This window comes from Lysinibacillus sp. GbtcB16 (genome assembly GCF_019091145.1).
Taxonomy (GTDB): Bacteria; Bacillota; Bacilli; order Bacillales_A; family Planococcaceae; genus Lysinibacillus; species Lysinibacillus fusiformis.
Genome location: NZ_JAGXJV010000831.1, coordinates 1 through 239 on the forward strand (window position 1 = coordinate 1; position 239 = coordinate 239).

General features: G+C 39.3%; 1 pseudogene. It reads left to right on the forward strand.

The features are described 5' to 3' along the window. Positions 1 to 197: pseudogene (locus tag KVT27_RS26030) on the forward strand (VanZ family protein); the annotation flags it as partial. Positions 198 to 239 lie beyond the last annotated feature (42 nt).

The following is a 239-nucleotide window of genomic DNA, read 5'->3' on the forward strand; positions in this document are numbered from 1 at the left end:
TAGTAGTGCTGCCATTGCCATCTACAAGGGATACTTGCTCTGTACAATCGCCAGATGCAGTGCATACATATTTACGACTATTTCAGTTTGTCGAGGATATTTTAAAGGACAGTGGTGTTGGCTTAACCAATCCATCGACATGGCTTGCTATCACACAACAGCAAGCACTTTATCAAGCATATTTTAATTTCCTATGATTACTGCCATTCGGTGTGTACTTGTGATATTTTCTTCAAGAA